Origin of the sequence: Alkalihalobacillus sp. BA299 (genome assembly GCF_017745675.1) — a bacterium.
Classification (GTDB): Bacteria; Bacillota; Bacilli; order Bacillales; family Bacillaceae_F; genus Alkalihalobacterium.
Genome location: NZ_JAFLJM010000006.1, coordinates 172,048 through 190,004 on the forward strand (window position 1 = coordinate 172,048; position 17,957 = coordinate 190,004).

Below are 17,957 nucleotides of genomic sequence, written 5' to 3' on the forward strand. Positions count from 1 at the left end.
ATAAAGGGGATAAACCTATGCTCCAAAAAATCAAAGCATTTATACTACTAGATTTTAAAATGAAGTTAATGTTTATTGAGGCTTATGTTTATTTAGGATGGGCCCGTGTGTTTAAACTGCTTCCATTTTCGAAAGTAGTCTCATCATTAGGAGATCAGATGGAGGAAACGACTTTAACCCTGACTCCTTCCCACAAAAAAACATTACTTGAAGTCTCTCAAGCTATTCATATTATGAGTCGTTATACTTTTTGGGAGAGCCAATGCCTTGTTAAAGCTGTCGCTGGGATGAAAATGCTTGAAAAGCGTGGGATCGAAAGCACTCTTTATTTAGGTACGGCTAAAGATGAAAATGGTAAGTTAATTGCTCACGCTTGGTTACGCAGCGGTCCTTTTTATATCTCTGGTGTAGAAGGAATGGATAAGTTTACTGTGGTAAGTAAGTTTGCTAAAAAAGTAAGCAACCCACAGATCGAAGGGGAAAACTATGGATAATAATTGCATTCTAAACTTAAATCAAATACCAAAAGAATTGTTCCTCTTTTTAGAGTTAATCAAGGAGCATGGTGGTTCAGCTACTTCAACGAAAAATGAGAAACTATTTAAAGACATCAACTGGGACTTATTTTTAGAACTATCAATGCATCACAGAGCTTATCCTATGCTACATTCGAAATTAAAGAAAACAAATGAAACGGTCGTACCTGAATATGTTCTTCAGGAAATTAACCACCAATTCAGACGGAACACATTCAAAATGCTGAACTTGAGTGCTGAGATGGAGCAAGTTAACCAAATATTTTCTAAAAGAGGTATTCGACTTCTATTTTTAAAAGGTCCCGTGCTAGCCCAGTCCCTTTACGGAGATATTTCTCTTCGTACGTCAAGTGACTTAGATTTTCTTATTCCAATTGAAAACCTGGAAGAAGCTGAACAATTGCTAGTTGAGCTTGGCTATGAGAAGGATGATTACATTGAAACGGTGCTAAGCGACTGGAGGTGGAGACACCATCATGTCACTTACTTCCACCCTCAAAAGGGAATTAAAATGGAAATTCATTGGCGCTTACACCCTGGTCCTAGAAAAGAGCAAAGCTTCAATGAGCTATGGGAACGAAAGCAACTTAGTTCACTTACAAGTACACCAGTTTACATTTTAGGGAATGAAGATCTCTTTTTATTTCTCGTTTCCCATGGTGCTCGTCATGGATGGTCGCGCCTTCGTTGGTTGATGGATATCCATCAACTATTACAGCAAGATTTTAATTGGAAAAAACTTCATAAACTATTAAAAAAATATGATGTAACTCACGTTGGCGGTCAAGCGATCATCTTATCATCACAATTATTTAATACAAAGATTCCAAAGGAGTTTCAGTCTTTACTAGTTGAGAAACGTCCAAGAAAGTTAGCACAGGATGCGATCTTTTATTTAGAGAGAATGGTTAATTTACATACAGACCCTGTCCCTGAAGACGTATCCAACTATCACAAACGCCATTTGTTTTCTTTAATGTCTATTCGGCAAAAAATTCTTTTTATTTTGAGCTTTCTGTATCCGTATCCTGAGGATGCTGAGACGTTACCGTTACCGAAGCCGCTACATTTTTTGTATTTTCCGTTACGTCCGCTTTTATGGGCTTGGAGGAAAACGAGGAAACATGCATTATCTTAGGAGGCTATATATGAAACATATTTTCTACTTTTTAAAACAAATTCATTCCTATGCAGGAAAAATACTTTATATCAATCTCCTAGCGATGCTGTTTATTAGTTTACTCGACGGGGTCGGAGTTTTGTTATTAATTCCACTGATTAGTATGAGTGGGATTGTAGATATCGATGCTTCTGGAACACCTTTGTTAGATGCTTTTGAATTCCTGAGAGATATACCGAGTACGATCGGTTTACCTTTCATTTTAGGGACATTTGTTTTAATAGTCTTCGGTCAAAATTTATTACAACGGCAAATTACGATTAGGAATACGATCATCCAGCATGGTTTTTTCAGGTATCTTCGCGTAAAAACCTATGATTCTATACTTCACGCCAATTGGAACTTTTTTATTAAAAATCGAAAGTCGGATCTTATCAACCTGTTAACAGCTGAAATTGCTCGTGCAAGTGCAGGGACTCATTCTTTTTTACAATTTTTATCATCTCTTATTTTTACTTGTATTCAAATTGGGATTGCCTTTTGGCTTTCAACAACAATTACTACATTCGTATTAGCTTGTGGTTTAGTACTGATCTTTTTTAATCGAAAATTCCTAAAACGATCGATGGCACTTGGCAACCGTAATTATACGTTAGGGAAAACCTACCTCGGCGGAATTACGGATCAAATTAATGGGATTAAAGACATTAAGAGTAATACTTTAGAAGAAACACGGATGAACTGGTACCGAACAGTTACCAAGAGTATGGAACAGGAACAAATTGAGTATACGAGGTTAAAAACGACCTCACAATTATATTATAAAATTGCGTCTGCTGTTTTAATTGCTACCTTTATTTTTTTCGCCGTTAACTTGTTCAATCCTCAAGCAGGTCAATTGATGTTAATTATTATTATCTTTTCTAGGTTATGGCCAAGAGTTGCAGGTATTCAAGCTTCTTTGGAGCAAATTGCAACGACCATTCCAGCATTAAAAGCTGTCATAGCTATGCAAGAAGAATGTAAGAATGCTAGAGAGTTTACGGCTATTGAAAGTCAAAGCATACAACCCCTCCAAATCAATAATGGTATAGAGTGTCGAAATATTGGATTTCGTTATAACCGAAGTGAACCCAAATATGCATTAAAGGGTATAAATGTCTTTATTCCAGCAAATCAAATGACAGCCGTAGTCGGTCCATCTGGTGCAGGGAAAAGCACGTTAATTGATTTATTGATGGGACTTAATCAGCCAGAAGAAGGCGAAATATATTTAGATGGGAGTCCTTTAACAAGTTCAAATTTATTATCCTTGCGTACAGCTATTAGTTATGTGCCACAAGATCCTTTCTTGTTTAATGAAAGTATTCGAGAGAATTTACAACTCGTTGCTCGAGATGCAACGGAAGAGGAAATGTGGGAAGCACTAGAGTTTTCTTCAGCGGCTGATTTTGTGAGCAAGCTTCCACAAGGTTTAGATACTCTTATCGGTGACCGTGGCATTCGACTTTCTGGAGGAGAAAGACAAAGACTCGTCTTAGCACGTGCCATCTTACGGAAACCGTCGATCCTCGTTTTGGATGAAGCGACGAGTGCATTGGATACGGAAAATGAGTCGAAAATTCAGGAAGCGATTGAACGACTAAAAGGAAGAATGACAATTATTGTTATTGCTCATCGTTTATCTACGATACGTCATGCAGACCAGGTGCTTGTATTGGACCAAGGTCATATCATCCAGCAAGGTGGATTTACGCAACTCGCTATGGAAAAACGAAGTATGTTTAGTAAATTGCTTAGAAAGCAAATGGAAGTTGTGCACTCACAGACATCTACCTAATATGTGGGTGTTTTTTTTCAAAAATATTTAGACTAAGTTTTTATTTAGTTGTTTTTCATGGTGAATTACTTTCTTATATAACTTTATTTTCGTCTCATTATCTCGACAATCTTTATAAAGAATTAAATTATAAGCATACAAAGAGCGGTGATAGGCCTCTTTTCCTTTCTTTATAGCATGTTTAAATAATAAGTACATTTGTATAACCTCCTCTGTAAATAGTATTGCTACGTAGAGAGAAGTATTCTATAACCGATATATCATGGCTTATATGGTATGGTTAGGGTGAAAGTAGGTAAATTTTATGCATTTGGTTCTGTTTCGAACAATTATTGTTATCATCCCCGTTTTATATATACTTTTAATCTGGTTCCAATCAAGTCATTTTAACCCTAGTAGATTAGAATTAGTATCTGTTATCCTAAGTCCAAGTGTCATACTCATAATGGGGATATTATTCGAATTAGCTCATCTCATTCAAATTGGGTTGTTATTTCTCTTCTTAATATTTGCATTATTGACATTCGGGGAACTCAGTATTAAAAAGGAGATATTTGCTGCAACAGTTGCTGTTTTATACGGTATAATAGACGAAATTCATCAATTCTATGTTCCATTCAGATCTTTTGCTATGGATGATATTTTGAAAAATACGATAGGGGTCTTCGTTTTGTGGTTTGTCGTACGGAGATGCTATCATAATCGATGTTCGACGTTTGGTTTTACTTTAAGGAAAGTAGCGAGTTTTTCAAGAAATAAAGAAAAAATTTAGGGATGTAACATAAAGAATATACAAAAAAAGTGGTAACTTAGGTTCAGTTCACCATTTACCACTTTTCCTTAGTCTAATGATTATGCTAATTCGATCATTTGAAGTCTTGCAATGTGTTCACATATTTAGGAGTATAACAATATAAAATAAATGCTTGCTTTTTTAGAGAGGATTCTTCTTATAAATCTCCCTGTGCATTTTTTGATTTTTTGAACAAAAATAACCTGATTTCTTCCTGTCTCATCCCCATATCCAACGCTTCTTTAATTAATTCTACCCATTCTTGGTCCAGTTTTTCAGTTGCATTTTTTTCCACTCGCGTTTCCCTCCTAAAATACTTTTTAGCATTTCAGGTAGTCCAGCCATCATCATTGAAATATCTCTATATCAACCTTAGATCTGTGACTTTGCGTCCCTATTTTTCAACAGGTTTGCCCTTTTCTGAATGAATTATAGAAACATACATGATTTTTTATAGTTTTTGAGATTCTCTATGACTTATGTATTACCTAGTTACTAGTATATACGGTGAAAGTATTTTATTGTGTTGAAGCGTGTCGGTTACAGAATATTAATATTTATCAGAACAAAGAGTGATTTTTATGCTATTATAGTAAAAAATACTTATATAAACATGATTATAATAGTAGAAACTATCTAATTGAGGATTAAAGTCCTATAAAATTAATTGTATTATACTTCAATTATTTGGAATTTAATGTTAAAAAATAAAATAATATGTCGGAAATTTCCATATTTATTTCAAAAAAAGTTAAATTTTTTTGAGATTAATAATTTTATTTACAGCTTTCGGAGTTACGAAGTTTTTGCATAAATAATTAATATGAGGTAGAAGTCCTAAAACTTGTAGTACAAAAGCATTTTATCTAGATGAATATGATTCCAAGAATTGCAAAAACTTTATTTAATGTGTACAGACACAACCGAGCCCAAACAGACATAGACATAAGATAACTAACCTTATGGGGGTGAGGAAGTGTCATTAATTGCAGCCATCACCTATTTCATTAAAGAAGTCATTGTTTTTGTATCATACGTAAAAAACAATGCCTTCCCGCAACCGCTTTCGAAAGCAGAGGAGCAAAAATACTTACAGCTCATGGAACAAGGAGACGAAGAAGCTCGTAATCGCCTCATTGAGCATAATTTACGATTAGTCGCACACATCGTGAAAAAATTTGAAAATACACGAGAAGATACAGAAGATCTTATCTCGATTGGTACAATCGGGTTAATAAAAGCGATCGAGAGCTATTCGCAAGGAAAGGGCACAAAACTAGCGACATATGCAGCTCGATGCATAGAAAATGAAATTCTCATGCACTTAAGAGCATTAAAAAAAGTAAAGAAAGACGTTTCTCTTCATGATCCAATCGGAACGGATAAGGAAGGAAATGAAATTACCTTAATTGATGTTCTCCAAGAAGAAACCGATGATATCGTCGATACGATTCAGCTAAAAATGGAAAAGAAACAAATATACGATTACATCCATGTTTTAGATGAACGCGAAAAAGAAGTGATCGTGGGTCGGTTTGGTTTAGATTTAATGAAGGAAAAAACCCAGCGTGAAATTGCGAAAGAATTAGGCATTTCCAGAAGCTATGTATCTCGCATAGAAAAACGAGCATTGATGAAGTTGTTTCATGAATTTTATCGAAGAAATAATGGTTCGATATAAAAGATGGAAAGGCAGTAGGCGAGAAGGAGTCTCTAACTGCCTTTTTTGAATCTGTTTATGATTTAGAAGAAATTCAATATGTCGATTAATATTATCAAAGATGATAAATAAGATGAAGCCTGCTGATTTAGTTCAGTAGGTTTTTTTCTTTGTAAAAATTTAAAATGAATGTTGTTTTGACATTTTCCTGACACATTGCCAGGTTAAAGTACAGATGTAAGGCAAGCTGTACCCAATAAAAAATTGGAGGGATAGACAATGAATAAAAAATTAATAGGATTTATGATGGCAGGAGCTTTAACGATTGGAGCGGGAAATATAGCTATACCTGCCTTTGCATCTGAGACAGATTCTGAAGTGGAAAGTAGTTCAACTCAAGAAGAAAAAACACTATTCTTCGGTCACCTAGATGAAGAAACAATGGAAAAAGTCAAAGAAATCAGAGAGCAAGTAAAAGCCGGAACGCTAACAGAGGAAGAAGCGAAAGCCGAGCTTGAAGAATTGGGGATTACCCACCCTATGAAGGGAATGAGAGGCATGCGCGGCTTCGGTCACCTAGATGAAGAAACAATGGAAAAAGTCAAAGAAATCAGAGAACAAGTAAAAGCCGGAACGCTAACAGAGGAAGAAGCGAAAGCCGAGCTTGAAGAATTGGGGATTACCCTTCCAATGAAGGGAATGAGAGGCATGCGCGGCTTCGGTCATCACCTAGATGAAGAAACAATGGAAAAAGTCAAAGAAATCAGAGAACAAGTAAAAGCCGGAACACTAACAGAAGAAGAAGCCAAAGCGCAGCTTGAGGAGCTAGGAATTTCAAAACCTAAACAAGTGACAACAGAAAATAATAATACCTTGTAATAATCTGACATAGAAAGAGGGACTAACAATGATCGACCCAAATCTAAATGAAGAAAACGGCATTCAACGTCGTTCAAAGCAAGAAAAATCATCCAAAATGAAAGGCTTTCTAATGACCCTATCAGCTGGGGTCATTGGATCTGTTTTAACATTGTCCATTACGCCATATCTTGATTTCTATCAACCTACAAATCCGCCAATGGAAGAAGCGGTATCAGCAAATGTGCAAGGAGCCACAACTACTACATTACCGGTTCAAACGGTATCAACAGCCCCTACCTCAATTGCAGATACGATCGAACAAGCTTCAGAAGCGATCGTTGGTATTGTGAACCTTCAGCAGCAACAAACACGCTATAGAACGTTAAATGAAACGGTTGAAAGTGGCACAGGATCAGGGGTCATATTTAAAAAGACGGATGAAGCTGCTTATATCGTTACCAATAATCACGTCATTGAAGGAGCTAGTGAGCTTGAAGTGTCTCTATATGATGGAGAAAAAGTACCAGCTGAATTGATTGGGACGGATCCACTAACAGACCTCGCTGTTTTGAAAATTGATTCCTCCTATGTCTCAACCGTTTTAGAATTTGGAGATTCTTCTATTCTACGAGCGGGAGATCAAGTGCTAGCGATTGGAAATCCATTAGGAATTGAATTATCTAGAACGGTAACGCAAGGAATTGTAAGTGGAGTGGAAAGAACGATTCCTGTAACAACATCTGCTGGGGAATGGGACATGGATGTGATCCAAACGGATGCGGCGATCAATCCTGGAAATAGTGGAGGAGCTTTAATTAACACCGAGGGACAAGTGATTGGAATAAATAGTTTAAAAATCTCAACAAGTGGAGTTGAGGGATTAGGTTTTGCAATTCCTAGTAATGAAGTCATCCCGATTATCGAGGAGATTATGGAAAGCGGCAAGGTAGTAAGGCCATATGTTGGAGTAGGTTTAGCTAGTCTTGAGGAGGTTCCTCAGCATTATTTACAGCAGCTTCCTACTAACATTAATCAAGGGGCGTTAGTGACAACGATCGATCCAAATTCTGCAGCCGCAACGGCAGGCCTTCAAGTAGAGGATATTCTTGTCGCCGTCGAAGAATATGAAATCACGGATTCTAGTGATCTTAGAAAGTACTTATACACGGAATTTCAGGTTGGCGAAAAAGTTGAAATCAAGTTTTATAGACAAGGCGAACTACAATCGACCGAACTTACATTAGGTAGTAATCCATAAAAAATGATATGTAAAAAGGAGTATGTATGAAGCAGAAAAAAATCTGGATGTATATGTCAATTGGCCTTATTTTAATCATAGCCATTTTTTGTACGTTCTATTTTACAAAAGGGGAGCGTGTAGCATCGGTGAATGGACAACCGATCTATAAGGATCAATTGTATGATATGCTCGTGACCCAGTATGGAGCAGAAGCGATCGATTCATTAATTACAGACATTATTGTAGAAGAAGAGGTTAAAAAGGAGAACATTTCCGTTAGCCAAGAAGACCTTGATGAAGAAATGACTGTTTACACTGAATCCTATGGTGGTGAAGAGTCGTTTAACGAACTCCTTGCATCAAGTGGCATTGAACGAACGACGATCGAACAGGACATTGAAACCTTTTTAGCGATCAAAAAGCTGCTAGAGCCACGAATTTCAATTACAGAAGAGGAATTAACAGCCTACTTTGAAGAGAACAAAGAATTCTATGGTGAAGAAGAGCAAGTTCATGCGAAGCATATTTTAGTGGAGGATGAAGCGACGGCAAAGGAAGTGAAGGACAAGCTCCTTGCTGGTGAGGATTTCAGTGATTTAGCACTCGAGTATTCAACAGATGAAGCGAATCGTGAATCAGGAGGAGATCTTGGCTTTTTCGGACGCGGTCAAATGGTTCAGGAATTTGAAGATGTGGCATTTACTCTTGATATTGGCGTAATCAGTGATCCTGTTTCTACCGAATTCGGCTATCATATTATTACAGTCGAGGAGAAGACAGCAGCAAAAGAAGCAAATTTTCAAGATGTAAAAGAAGAGATTGAAAGTACATTATTCGAACAAAAAGTAGAAACGGAATATATGACATGGTTAAATGAAAAATTTGCAGAGTATGAGATTGAATACTTTTAAGAACACAAAAAAGCAGTTAGAGAGGATGGTGTCTCTAACTGCTTTTTTGTGTTGGTATTTTATTAGTTATCTGTTATATCATGCAAGAAGAGCTTTATGCTATCTTGTAAAAATGATAGAACAACTCTAGGCCACCTTTAACTTACCCTGTAATTAATCGCTCCTCATACAGCCCCTTCCCCAAAAAACCAATATATAGTAAACTAAATGAAAACGATTACAGATATTGTTAGATTAATAGGATAGGTTGTTGATAATCGATGATCAATAAATTTATGTCTCCTGAGATTATTTTTGGTAAGGGTGCGCTGGAGCATGTAGGGGAAAGCTTTTTACGGTTAGGTGCGAAGAAAGTGCTGATTGTCAGTGATACGGGTGTTTGTAATGCCGGCTGGGTGGAACAGGTGATCGATAATTGTTTGAATACTGGATTGGAGTATTCGACTTTTTTTAATTTAACGACCAATCCAAAGGACTATGAAGTGACGTATGGTGCGCAAGTGTTTGAAGAGAATGAATGTGATGCGGTGCTTGGCATTGGGGGTGGAAGTGTTCTAGATGTCGCAAAGGCGATTGCGATTGTTGCAACAAACGGTGGTGAGATTAATGATTACGAAGGGGTAGACAAGCTTATCGCGCCACTTCCGCCGACGATTATGGCGTCGACAACGGCCGGTTCAGGCTCGGAAGTTTCTCAATTTTCTGTTATTGTTGACTCCAAAAAGAAAAAGAAGATGACGATTATTTCGAAATCACTTATTCCTGATATTTCAATTACCGATCCGCTTACATTGTCAACGAAAGATTCGAGCTTAACGGCTGCGACTGGGTTGGACGTTTTAACTCATGCGATTGAAGCGTATGTAAGTATTGCGGCAACGCCTCTTACTGATGTTCAAGCAAAAAATGCGATACAGTTAGTTGGCCAATATTTACGTCCCTCCGTTGCCTCAAGATCGAATGAAGAGGCGAAGCATGAGATGGCGATGGCTAGTCTGCAAGCGGGGTTAGCTTTTTCGAATGCGATATTAGGTGCAGTGCATGCGATTTCTCATGCGGTCGGTGGACGATATGATTTATCGCACGGGGAAGTGAATTCAATTTTGTTACCTTATGTGATGGATTTCAATCTATTAGCAAAACCAGAAAGATATGTTGAAATTGCCCAATTACTTGGTGTCGATACGAGGTCATTGCAGCCAATGGAAGCAGGGCAAAAAGGAATAGAGTTCGTTCGTCAATTAATTAAAGAAGTCGGGGCACCGCAACGTTTTTCTGACCTAGGTTTACAGACGCCTGACGAAGAAAGCATGAGCGAAATGGCAACGATGGCACTAGAAGATGCATGTATGATTACGAACCCTCGTGATATAACGACAAAAGATATAAGAGACATTTTTTCGCGAGCATTGTAGGGGAGAGTTACCAATGAATCAAAAACAAATTATGATTGAACGCTTAACAGGGGTTAAATCGTCTAAGAAAAATTATTATACGGAATTGAAAAAAACCGTTGAACAGCTCGAAAAGAAAAATATGAAACTCGAAATTATTAATGATGTAACCAAAAGCTTTACGATCGATATGTCGATGGATGAAATGCTAAAAAATATTATGGAAAAGCTCGTCAAGCTTTATACGTTTGACCGGATTAGTTTGACCATTTTTGAAAATGAGCAATTGGTCTTGACGAATGTGTACCCGCAAGATTCGTTCTTCTTAAAAGTAGGTGCAGTGCTTCCGAATACAAACTCCCTCTATTACCGGGCTGCTGCCGAGAAAAAAGTACTTATAAATGATCTAAATGAAACTTTTGGTCAATTATCAGCTGTTGAAAAGAATACCATGAAACTATTAGGCATTGAAACGATCCTTTGTCTGCCTTTATATCGAAAAAAACAAGTTATTGGTGTTCTTAGTCTGGGTAGTAAGGCAAAAATTGATTACCCGAATGATGATTTTTCTTTTCTAGAACAACTCGCGGATCAAATGGCAGTTTGTATTGAGAACTCTTCATTATATAATGCGGTTTTAAATGGAAAAAAAGAGTGGGAAGAAACGTTCCGGGCGGTTCAGGATTTACTTATTTTCATAGATTTAGATTATCGAATTATCCGCTTTAATGATCAGGTAAAGGCATTTTTTCAGTTAGAAGATGATCAGTTATATGGAAAAAGGACGGATGAAGTGCTTCAATATCAAGATCCGATTGATTGTCCGGTTACTGAAAGTTATCGAACAAAAAAGACGGCGTTTCGTCAATCGCGACTCGATAATCAAAGAATTTGTGATATTTATACGTATCCCGTATTTAATGAAACGAAAGAAATGTATGGGGTCATTATTTATTTAAAAGATGTAACGAAAAAATTATATACAGAAGCGCAATTAATGCATTCTGGAAAGCTCGCGGCGATTGGGGAGATGGCCGCTGGAGTCGCTCATGAACTGAATAGTCCGTTAACGGCTATTATCGGAAATAGTCAGTTGCTGTTACGGGATTTTGATGATCACGATCCGACTTTCAAACTATTAAATGATATTCACAATTGCGGGATTCGCAGTAAAAATATTATTCGAAATCTATTAACTTTTTCACGGCAAGATGAATATGAATTTGAGCAATGTTCATTAAATAAAGCCGTAGAGCAAGTGTTAAGCTTAATTCGCTATCAAATTGAACGGCAATGCATTTCGTTACGTGTTGACCTTGATCCACAAATTCCTCTGATCGAAGGCAATTTACAACAGCTAGAGCAAATCGTCATTAATTTTTTATTAAATGCGAGGGATGCTCTGGAGGAAAGTGATCAATTTCAAAAAGAGATTATCATTAATACCGGAATGAAACAAATCAAAAATGAGACGTTTGTATATATGTCAGTTGAGGATAATGGGATTGGCATGAATGAGCAAGAAATCACAGAAATTTTCCGACCTTTTTATACAACAAAGGATGCGATGAATGGAACAGGCTTAGGTCTTTCCGTTAGTTTGGGGATTGCGAAAGAACATGGTGGTGGTATTGAAGTGAAGAGTGAAAAAGGAAAAGGAAGTATGTTTATGTTATGCGTACCGATGAAAAAGTAAGAGAAATAATAATTGCACGAACACTATTGAGAGCTCCTTGAAGTAAAACTCTAAAACTCCCGAAAAGAAAGGAGTGGTTATATGACAAGATTACTTGTTGTTGATGACGAATATGAAATTGGTAATTTCTTAAGTTATTTGTTTAAGAAAAAAGGTTATAAAGTAAGTGTAGCGAGAACACACAGGGAAGTTCTCGACCAATTAAACGAAACTGAGTTTCAGTTAGCGATGGTTGATTTAAAAATGCCAGATACAAATGGTTTACAAGTGTTGAAGCTTATAAAAAGTAAAATACCTTCATGTAAAGTGATTATCATGACCGGATATAGTACGGTGAAAACGGCTGTTGATGCGATAAAAAATGGCGCCAATGACTATATCGAAAAACCATTTGAAGATATCAATCAACTAGAAAAGCATATTGATGATCTACTCCACGTTCCTGGTGCTTTTTTAGACGAAGAAATCGATAAAGTCGCCAAGCAAATGGGGATGGTCATAGGAAACACTCCAGCGATGAAAACGATGCTTAAAATGGCTTATAAGTTTGCGAGTAAAAACATTAATATTTTACTAGAAGGAGAGACGGGAACGGGAAAGGAAGTGTTAGCTCGTTTTATTCATGAAGCGAGTCAGCGTGTGAAAAATCCGTTTATCGGCTTGAACTGCGGAGCATTAACGGAAACGTTGTTAGAAAGTGAGTTATTTGGACATGAAAAAGGGGCGTTTACCGGAGCGGGGCAACAGCGTAAAGGCTTATTTGAAATTGCGCATCATGGAACGTTGTTTTTAGATGAAATTGCCGAGGCTTCACCAGCGATCCAAGTCAAGCTGTTACGAGTATTAGAAACGAGAGAGTTTATGAGAGTTGGTAGTGAGCATACATTAAAAACGAATGCTCGAATTATTGCTGCATCTCATGCGAATTTACATGAGGCGGTCCAAAAACGTTTATTTCGTGAAGATTTGTTGTACAGGCTAGACGTTGTGAAGTTACAAATTCCCCCGTTACGAGAACGAAAAGAAGATCTTTCACTTTTCATTCAAAAGCTGCTCGCCAACCATCCAGGTATCGAGTTTTCAAACGAAACGATCGCGATGATGGAAAGCTATGATTGGCCGGGAAATATACGAGAATTATCAAATGTAGTAACAAGGGCGGTAGCGTTAGCAGAAGGAGAAACGACGCTCATTACTCCAGATTATTTGCCTAGAAATATATCTGAACGGAATCAAGTTGTATCATTTCAAACAAAAGAGGTTGAAACCGTTACATCTCCTGCAGTCAAAGACTTTTCAAAATCTGAACTGGAACTGTTTTTAAATCAGTGGAATGACGAAATGCTCGAATTGCTAGAAGAACAAAATGAGTTGAATATGGAAAAGGTAAAAGAAAACTTAAAAAATCTAGAGGCAGTGGTTGAAAAAGCTTTTGTTTATAAAGCCCTTCGAGACACATTAGGTAACCGAAAAGAAGCATCGAAGAAATTAAATATTACGGTGAGAAAATTACGGTACATATTAAATGAAAAAGGCACGTGATAAAGATTAACGGCGTCTAACTTAGTCTAGTTTTGAGTCGAGTAAGCGATCTTGTGGTATGAATGATTTAGAAACCTTTGTTTCTAAAACCATTCATACCGTGTGTAAGGAAGAGCCTACACTGTTTTTCTATTTAATGTATCTTTATACGTTCACTCCCCGAAAAAACTTCTGAGTTCTTAAAAGAAGCCTAGTGCATCTTCACTGTAGCTCACGAGCATATTTTTCGTTTGCTGGTAATGGCTGAGCATCATCTTATGGTTTTCACGTCCGATTCCAGACTTTTTATAACCTCCAAATGCAGCATGAGCTGGGTAAGCATGATAGCAATTCGTCCATACACGGCCCGCTTCAATCTGTCGACCAAACCGGTACGCTGTGTTAATGTTGCGCGACCAGACACCAGCACCTAAGCCATATAATGTGTCGTTAGCGATAGCAAGTGCTTCTTCTGCATCTTTAAACGTAGTCACAGCAACAACTGGGCCGAAAATTTCTTCCTGGAAAATACGCATACTGTTATCGCCTTTAAACACGGTTGGCTTTACATAATATCCATTTTCAAACGTTCCACCGAGTTCATTTCGCTCACCACCGATTAAGCACTCAGCACCTTCTTGCTTCCCAATTTCTAAGTAGGAAAGAATTTTTTCGAGTTGCTCTTGAGAAGCTTGGGCACCCATCATCGTATCTGTATCCAGTGGATTTCCTGTTTTGATGGCCTCTACGCGTTGCAGAACACGCTCCATAAACGGTTCGTAGATGGACTCATGAACGAGGGCGCGAGAAGGACATGTACACACCTCGCCTTGGTTTAATGCAAACATGACGAAGCCTTCAATCGCTTTATTAAAAAACGCATCATCTTTTTCCATAATATCAGGGAAGAAAATGTTCGGTGATTTACCGCCTAATTCAAGCGTAACAGGAATGATGTTTTCAGAAGCGTATTGCATAATTAAGCGACCTGTTGTTGTTTCTCCTGTAAACGCGATTTTGGCAATTCGGTCACTTGAAGCGAGTGGTTTTCCTGCTTCGACACCGAAGCCATTTACAATATTCACCACGCCTTTAGGAAGCAGGTCTGCAATGAGTTCCATGAGTACCATAATAGAAACAGGGGTTTGCTCAGCTGGCTTTAAAACGACGCAATTTCCAGCAGCCAGTGCAGGAGCTAGCTTCCATACCGCCATTAAAAGTGGGAAGTTCCACGGAATAATTTGTCCTACAACGCCTAGTGGCTCATGGAAGTGATACGCGACCGTGTTGTTGTCAATTTGCGAAAGACTTCCTTCCTGGCTGCGAATAATACCTGCAAAGTAACGGAAGTGATCAATGGCAAGCGGCAAGTCCGCATTTAAAGTTTCACGAACCGCTTTACCGTTTTCCCATGTCTCAGCAACGGCAAGCATTTCTAAATTTTCTTCCATACGGTCAGCAATTTTATTTAAAATAATTGCGCGTTCAGCAGGTGACGTCAACCCCCAGCTAGTCTTGGCTACGTGTGCTGCATCAAGAGCAAGCTCAATATCATCAGCCGATGAGCGAGCAACTTCACAAAAGACTTGCCCAGTTACAGGTGTTTTATTTTCAAAATACTCTCCATTCACGGGAGCCGTCCATTCTCCATTAATATAATTGTCATAACGCTTTTTAAATGTCACCTTTGCGTTTACTTCCCCAGGATTTGCGTAAATCATGTAAATTCCCTCCATCATCTATGAAAAGTAAAGGATGGGAAAATCCCATCCCGATTTGTGATTTGTGACCTCATTTACGAATTAACTTTCCTTTTGTATGTGTTCGATGTTCCAATATGTTTAGGATTTCCTCTAATAAGAAGAACGAATGATCTCTTGTACCTCCTCTAACGTCGCTTTTCGAGGGTTTGTCAGTGCGCACGCATCTCTCATTGCATTTTCAGCAAGTAACGGAATATCTTCTTCTTTTGCCCCTAATTGCTTAAAGCCTGTTGGAATACCGACATCTTTCGTCAATGTTTCGATTGCAGTAATCGCTTTTTCAGCAGCTTCTCTCGTCGATAAACCGCTTACATTTTCACCTAGAGCAACAGCGATATCAACAAAGCGTTCTGGCTTAGCTATTAAGTTAAATCGTTCCACATGCGGTAAAAGAATGGCGTTACAAACCCCGTGAGGCAAATTATAAATGCCCCCGAATTGGTGAGCGATCGCATGAACGTAGCCAAGCGAGGCATTGTTAAACGCCATTCCTGCTAAAAACTGTGCATACGACATTTGGTTTCTTGCTTCGATATCTTCGCCATTGGCAACGGCTGCTCGAAGGTTTTTACTAATGATTTTCATTGCTTGTAATGCGCACGCGTCTGTAATTGGCGTTGCATTTGTAGAGACATAAGCTTCAACCGCGTGAGTTAATGCATCCACTCCAGTAGCGGCAGTTAACCCTTTAGGCTTCTTTACTGTTAATATTGGATCATTAATGGAGATCGTTGGTGTTGTATGTTTGTCCACAATCGCCATTTTTACTTTTCTTTCTGTATCTGTAATAATACAAAAGCGTGTCATTTCACTAGCTGTACCTGATGTTGTATTTATGGCAACGAGTGGAGGCATGGGTGAACTTGATTGATCGACTCCTTCATAATCGTGGATGGAACCACCATTAGCTGCAACAAGACCAATACCTTTTGCGCAGTCATGAGAACTGCCGCCGCCAAGTGAGATAATCGCATCGCATCCGTTTTGTTGATAAACCGCTAACCCATCATTAACGTTTATATCTGTCGGGTTTGGCTCTGCTCCAGGAAAAATTTCTACTTCTACTCCAGCTTCACGAATCAGACTAGCAACTTCATCTGCAACTCCCATTTGATGTAAGCCTTCATCAGTTACGATTAACGCTTTTTTGCAGCCTAATGATTTCACACGAGGTCCAGCTTCTTTCACTGCACCTACTCCCATTAAATTGATATTCGGAATAAAAAATCCATAGACTTGTTCGCTTGCCATTCCAATTCCCCCTTTAAAAATAAATACACTTTCCTATTGCAACTGTTGTGCCAAAAGTTAAAAAATCAGAAAAAAGAAAAGTGAGTTAACATAAAATGTGAAAAAATAATTGCTGAACATTGAAATAATCCTTATAAATAAAGGGGATAAGGGGAGAAATGATATTTTCATAAAAAGTTCATCAGGCACTTCGCTCAACCAAATGAAATTAGCGAAAAATGGACAGTTAGGAAAACAAAAAAATGTGTGCCGAAATGTCGGCATAATTGGCCGGCATTTTGTTCTAATTGGCCAACACTGAAAACGTCAGATCTTGTTTAGAGTTTGAGCGATCACTGGGTAGGAACTAACTACAACAAGAATCAAAAAAAGCAATGGAGCTTGTCCATTGCTTTTTTCTTTACAAATATAAGATTAGTTTACTGCGTCTTTTAATTGTTTTCCAGGTTTGAATGCAGGGTTTTTAGTCGCTGGAATTTCGATTTCTTCACCCGTTTGTGGGTTACGTCCCTTACGTGCAGAACGTTCACGTACTTCAAAGCTTCCAAATCCAACTAATTGAACTTTTCCGCCATCTTTTAGAGCGTCAGTAATACTTTCAAATACAGCGTCTACTGCTTTCGCTGCGTCCTTTTTAGATAATTCTGCTTGTTCAGCAACTGAATTAATTAAATCTGTCTTGTTCATGGAAAAACTCCCTTTCATTACTATAAATAATTGCCTGCATATCAAATTTAATCGTGAAACCCCAGTAGTGTCAAGACTTTAGAGAGAATTTCATGAAAAAATGCCATTTTTTTCTCGTTTTTTTGATAAATTTCTAAACTTTTTTCACTTTGAAGGAGCTAATCATTAGAAATGCTAAAATTAAGGTAATGAACATAAAATGATAGGCTGGGATAAAATCAATGAGTAGGAAAGTTAAGGTTAATAAGCAACCTGCTGCGGTAATCGGTAACCCGACAAAAAAACCATTGGATTCCGTGACGTTAAATCGAGCGAGTCGAATGGCGCCGCAAGCAATAAAAATGATGGAGAAAAATGCGCCTGGCATGCCAAATGTAAATAAAATTCCTTGGTATAATAAAAGTGCAGGTGCCACGCCAAATGAAATGATATCACTTAATGAGTCTAATTGTTTTCCGAGTTCAGACGTAATATTCATCTTCCTAGCAACCATCCCGTCGAGACGATCAAACACAGCGGCTATCGTAATAAGTAATAAACTAGTCCGTAATTCATTTTGGAGAACAAATAAAATGGCCATTGCTCCTAAACCTAAATTAACTAACGTAATAAAATTGGCCGCTTGACTTTTTATTTTTTTGATCGTTTGATCTAAATGGTGTAATAAAAACATAGCTTCACTCC

The 17,957-nt window shown here is 37.9% G+C and carries 17 protein-coding genes and 1 riboswitch; of the genes, 11 read left to right on the forward strand and 6 right to left on the reverse strand.

Annotated elements, in window-relative coordinates; translation table 11 throughout:
• Positions 1 to 17: 17 nt before the first annotated feature.
• From J0N78_RS10095 to J0N78_RS10105, 3 genes are read left to right on the forward strand one after another with little or no spacing between them, the layout of a single operon-like run.
• Complete coding sequence (locus J0N78_RS10095; RefSeq protein ID WP_209122931.1) at positions 18 to 494, forward strand: lasso peptide biosynthesis B2 protein; 477 nt, start codon at positions 18 to 20, stop codon at positions 492 to 494.
• Positions 487 to 1,674 carry a nucleotidyltransferase domain-containing protein gene (locus J0N78_RS10100; RefSeq protein ID WP_209122932.1) on the forward strand — a complete coding sequence of 396 codons (1,188 nt, stop codon included), beginning with the start codon at positions 487 to 489 and terminating at the stop codon, positions 1,672 to 1,674. Before J0N78_RS10095 ends, J0N78_RS10100 begins: the two co-directional genes overlap by 8 nt.
• A gap of 10 nt (positions 1,675 to 1,684) precedes the next feature.
• Complete coding sequence (locus tag J0N78_RS10105; protein ID WP_209122933.1) at positions 1,685 to 3,496, forward strand: ABC transporter ATP-binding protein; 1,812 nt, start codon at positions 1,685 to 1,687, stop codon at positions 3,494 to 3,496.
• A gap of 27 nt (positions 3,497 to 3,523) precedes the next feature.
• On the opposite strand, the gene J0N78_RS10110 is transcribed toward J0N78_RS10105, so the two are convergent.
• On the reverse strand, positions 3,524 to 3,694 hold the full coding sequence (locus J0N78_RS10110) for a hypothetical protein (protein WP_209122934.1): 171 nt from the start codon (positions 3,692 to 3,694) through the stop codon (positions 3,524 to 3,526).
• Positions 3,695 to 3,800: 106 nt separating this feature from the next.
• Here J0N78_RS10110 and J0N78_RS10115 point away from each other — a divergent pair, with 106 nt between their 5' ends.
• On the forward strand, positions 3,801 to 4,268 hold the full coding sequence (locus J0N78_RS10115; protein WP_209122935.1) for a VanZ family protein: 468 nt from the start codon (positions 3,801 to 3,803) through the stop codon (positions 4,266 to 4,268).
• Between the two features lie 178 nt (positions 4,269 to 4,446).
• Here J0N78_RS10115 and J0N78_RS10120 read toward each other — a convergent pair whose 3' ends face one another.
• Positions 4,447 to 4,584, reverse strand: a complete 138-nt coding sequence (locus J0N78_RS10120) for an anti-repressor SinI family protein (RefSeq protein WP_209122936.1) — start codon at positions 4,582 to 4,584, stop codon at positions 4,447 to 4,449.
• 33 nt (positions 4,585 to 4,617) lie between these two features.
• A riboswitch (cyclic di-GMP riboswitch) is annotated at positions 4,618 to 4,714 on the reverse strand.
• A 551-nt stretch (positions 4,715 to 5,265) separates the two neighbouring features.
• Between J0N78_RS10120 and sigK the strand changes: the two genes are divergently transcribed.
• The 7 genes from sigK (at position 5,266) to J0N78_RS10155 (ending at position 13,593) form a co-directional block, all read left to right on the forward strand.
• The gene (gene sigK, locus J0N78_RS10125; RefSeq protein WP_209122937.1) at positions 5,266 to 5,970 is read left to right on the forward strand and encodes an RNA polymerase sporulation sigma factor SigK; all 705 of its coding nucleotides are present in this window, start codon (positions 5,266 to 5,268) and stop codon (positions 5,968 to 5,970) included.
• 258 nt (positions 5,971 to 6,228) lie between these two features.
• Entirely contained in the window at positions 6,229 to 6,828 is a 600-nt protein-coding gene (locus J0N78_RS10130; RefSeq protein WP_209122938.1) for a hypothetical protein, read from the forward strand.
• 28 nt (positions 6,829 to 6,856) lie between these two features.
• Positions 6,857 to 8,068, forward strand: coding sequence for a S1C family serine protease (locus J0N78_RS10135; RefSeq protein WP_209122939.1), 1,212 nt, complete (start codon positions 6,857 to 6,859; stop codon positions 8,066 to 8,068).
• A 26-nt stretch (positions 8,069 to 8,094) separates the two neighbouring features.
• Positions 8,095 to 8,961: a peptidylprolyl isomerase gene (locus tag J0N78_RS10140; RefSeq protein ID WP_209122940.1), complete on the forward strand. Its 867-nt coding sequence runs from the start codon at positions 8,095 to 8,097 to the stop codon at positions 8,959 to 8,961.
• A gap of 260 nt (positions 8,962 to 9,221) precedes the next feature.
• Positions 9,222 to 10,376 carry an iron-containing alcohol dehydrogenase gene (locus tag J0N78_RS10145; protein ID WP_209122941.1) on the forward strand — a complete coding sequence of 385 codons (1,155 nt, stop codon included), beginning with the start codon at positions 9,222 to 9,224 and terminating at the stop codon, positions 10,374 to 10,376.
• 13 nt (positions 10,377 to 10,389) lie between these two features.
• The gene (locus J0N78_RS10150; protein WP_209122942.1) at positions 10,390 to 12,051 is read left to right on the forward strand and encodes an ATP-binding protein; all 1,662 of its coding nucleotides are present in this window, start codon (positions 10,390 to 10,392) and stop codon (positions 12,049 to 12,051) included.
• 81 nt (positions 12,052 to 12,132) lie between these two features.
• Entirely contained in the window at positions 12,133 to 13,593 is a 1,461-nt protein-coding gene (locus tag J0N78_RS10155) for a sigma-54-dependent transcriptional regulator (protein WP_209122943.1), read from the forward strand.
• 179 nt (positions 13,594 to 13,772) lie between these two features.
• Here the strand turns inward: J0N78_RS10155 and adh are convergent, their stop codons facing one another.
• The 4 genes from adh to pssA all read right to left on the reverse strand — a co-directional run bounded on the left by adh (position 13,773) and on the right by pssA (position 17,946).
• Positions 13,773 to 15,293, reverse strand: a complete 1,521-nt coding sequence (gene adh / locus J0N78_RS10160) for an aldehyde dehydrogenase (protein WP_209122944.1) — start codon at positions 15,291 to 15,293, stop codon at positions 13,773 to 13,775.
• A gap of 132 nt (positions 15,294 to 15,425) precedes the next feature.
• On the reverse strand, positions 15,426 to 16,586 hold the full coding sequence (locus J0N78_RS10165) for an iron-containing alcohol dehydrogenase (RefSeq protein ID WP_209122945.1): 1,161 nt from the start codon (positions 16,584 to 16,586) through the stop codon (positions 15,426 to 15,428).
• A gap of 414 nt (positions 16,587 to 17,000) precedes the next feature.
• The gene (locus tag J0N78_RS10170) at positions 17,001 to 17,273 is read right to left on the reverse strand and encodes an HU family DNA-binding protein (RefSeq protein ID WP_209122946.1); all 273 of its coding nucleotides are present in this window, start codon (positions 17,271 to 17,273) and stop codon (positions 17,001 to 17,003) included.
• Positions 17,274 to 17,406: 133 nt separating this feature from the next.
• Positions 17,407 to 17,946 carry a CDP-diacylglycerol--serine O-phosphatidyltransferase gene (gene pssA, locus J0N78_RS10175; protein WP_209122947.1) on the reverse strand — a complete coding sequence of 180 codons (540 nt, stop codon included), beginning with the start codon at positions 17,944 to 17,946 and terminating at the stop codon, positions 17,407 to 17,409.
• Positions 17,947 to 17,957 lie beyond the last annotated feature (11 nt).

Excerpts from the sequence above, each read along its gene's own strand:
- J0N78_RS10095 (WP_209122931.1), top strand. The coding sequence starts at position 18 with ATGCTCCAAAAAATCAAAGCATTTATACTACTAGATTTTAAAATGAAG.
- J0N78_RS10100 (WP_209122932.1), top strand. The coding sequence starts at position 487 with ATGGATAATAATTGCATTCTAAACTTAAATCAAATACCAAAAGAATTG.
- J0N78_RS10105 (WP_209122933.1), top strand. The coding sequence starts at position 1,685 with ATGAAACATATTTTCTACTTTTTAAAACAAATTCATTCCTATGCAGGA.
- J0N78_RS10110 (WP_209122934.1), bottom strand. The coding sequence starts at position 3,694 with ATGTACTTATTATTTAAACATGCTATAAAGAAAGGAAAAGAGGCCTAT.
- J0N78_RS10115 (WP_209122935.1), top strand. The coding sequence starts at position 3,801 with ATGCATTTGGTTCTGTTTCGAACAATTATTGTTATCATCCCCGTTTTA.
- J0N78_RS10130 (WP_209122938.1), top strand. The coding sequence starts at position 6,229 with ATGAATAAAAAATTAATAGGATTTATGATGGCAGGAGCTTTAACGATT.
- J0N78_RS10135 (WP_209122939.1), top strand. The coding sequence starts at position 6,857 with ATGATCGACCCAAATCTAAATGAAGAAAACGGCATTCAACGTCGTTCA.
- J0N78_RS10140 (WP_209122940.1), top strand. The coding sequence starts at position 8,095 with ATGAAGCAGAAAAAAATCTGGATGTATATGTCAATTGGCCTTATTTTA.
- J0N78_RS10145 (WP_209122941.1), top strand. The coding sequence starts at position 9,222 with ATGATCAATAAATTTATGTCTCCTGAGATTATTTTTGGTAAGGGTGCG.
- J0N78_RS10150 (WP_209122942.1), top strand. The coding sequence starts at position 10,390 with ATGAATCAAAAACAAATTATGATTGAACGCTTAACAGGGGTTAAATCG.
- J0N78_RS10155 (WP_209122943.1), top strand. The coding sequence starts at position 12,133 with ATGACAAGATTACTTGTTGTTGATGACGAATATGAAATTGGTAATTTC.
- adh (WP_209122944.1), bottom strand. The coding sequence starts at position 15,293 with ATGATTTACGCAAATCCTGGGGAAGTAAACGCAAAGGTGACATTTAAA.
- J0N78_RS10165 (WP_209122945.1), bottom strand. The coding sequence starts at position 16,586 with ATGGCAAGCGAACAAGTCTATGGATTTTTTATTCCGAATATCAATTTA.
- J0N78_RS10170 (WP_209122946.1), bottom strand. The coding sequence starts at position 17,273 with ATGAACAAGACAGATTTAATTAATTCAGTTGCTGAACAAGCAGAATTA.
- pssA (WP_209122947.1), bottom strand. The coding sequence starts at position 17,946 with ATGTTTTTATTACACCATTTAGATCAAACGATCAAAAAAATAAAAAGT.